Genomic DNA, 1,238 nt, shown 5'->3' on the forward strand with positions numbered 1-1,238 from the left:
CTAGGTTCTGTCCGGCGGATCATGTGACCTTCTGACTGGTCGCTCGTTGGTTCGGTCATGGGTCGGGGGGATCTGACGAATCGCGAGTGGTCGTTGCTGGAACCGCATCTGCCGCCTCTGGGTGGCCGGGGCGGCCGGTGGAACGATCACCGGACCGTCGTGAACGGGATCCTGTTCCGGGTCCGGACCGGTGTCCCGTGGCGTGATCTGCCGGAACGCTACGGCTCGTGGAAGACCGTCTATGAACGGCATCGCCGCTGGTCGGCGGACGGCACCTGGGACCGGATCCTGCATTTGGTCCAGGCCGACGCCGACCTGGCGGGGCGGGTCGACTGGTCGATGGTCGGTATCGACTCAACGTCCTGCCGAGCCCATCAGCACGCGGCCGGCGCTCGCAAGGCCAAGCCGCGGGTCCCGAAAAAAGGACGACGCCCCGGCACCACCGCCCCGACGAGGGACTCGGACGGTCCCGGGGCGGCCTGACCTGCAAGATCCACCTCGCCGGCGAAGGCGGCTGCCGCCCCATGTCCATTCTGCTCACGCCGGGACAGTGGGGCGACGCACCGCAGATGATCGAGGTCCTGGACCGGATCCGAGTTCCGCGGCCACTGGGCGGAAGGCCCCGTACCCGGCCGGACCACGTCAGCGGCGACAAGGCATACAGCTCTCGCCGAAACCGCCGCTACCTGCGCAGACGCGACATCCGGCACACGATCCCGGAACCGAAGGACCAGCGGGCCAACCGCCGCCGCAGGGGCAGCAACGGGGGCAGGCCCGCCGGCTTCGACCGCGACCGCTATCGGCGACGCAACGAGGTCGAGCGGACCATCAACCGGCTCAAGAACTCCCGCGCGGTCGCGACGCGTTACGACAAGAGGGCCTACGTCTTCCACGGCACCGTCACCGCCGCAGCGATGCGACTCTGGCTCCGACCCTGAGCGGGCTCACTCCTTCTGAGTCGACGCCCGGGAAAACAGCAACAGGGCGACAAACAAGACCACAGGATAGACGCCCGCGCTCCACGGTTGCGGCACGATCTTCCAGGCGGCAACCGCCACACCTGCGAGCAGAACCCAGCTCACGATCAGCCATGGCCGCCTGGCCAGCGTCTCGCCCACGAACGCCCAACGGCTCCGGGGACTATCCCCCATTGATCCCATAGCCAGACCCTAGCCTCCGCAGCCAGACCCTAGCCTCCGCAGGGAGCAACCATCCAAGATCCGCCGGACAGGCCCTAG

The 1,238-nt window shown here is 68.2% G+C and carries 2 protein-coding genes; one reads left to right on the top strand and one right to left on the bottom strand.

Annotation, left to right across the window (positions count from 1 at the left end):
- Window positions 1-57: 57 nt before the first annotated feature.
- Window positions 58-938 (top strand): IS5 family transposase gene (locus AB0E77_RS34240; RefSeq protein WP_361578940.1). Its coding sequence is split into 2 segments (ribosomal slippage): window positions 58-418 and window positions 418-938, totalling 882 coding nucleotides; the frame shifts between segments, so codons are not numbered across the junction.
- 6 nt (window positions 939-944) lie between these two features.
- On the opposite strand, the gene AB0E77_RS34245 is transcribed toward AB0E77_RS34240, so the two are convergent.
- On the bottom strand, window positions 945-1,118 hold the full coding sequence (locus AB0E77_RS34245; protein ID WP_361578943.1) for a hypothetical protein: 174 nt from the start codon (window positions 1,116-1,118) through the stop codon (window positions 945-947).
- Window positions 1,119-1,238: the final 120 nt, after the last annotated feature.

It is taken from the genome of Streptomyces sp. NPDC032940, from assembly GCF_040636935.1.
In the GTDB taxonomy this organism is placed as follows: Bacteria; Actinomycetota; Actinomycetes; order Streptomycetales; family Streptomycetaceae; genus Streptomyces.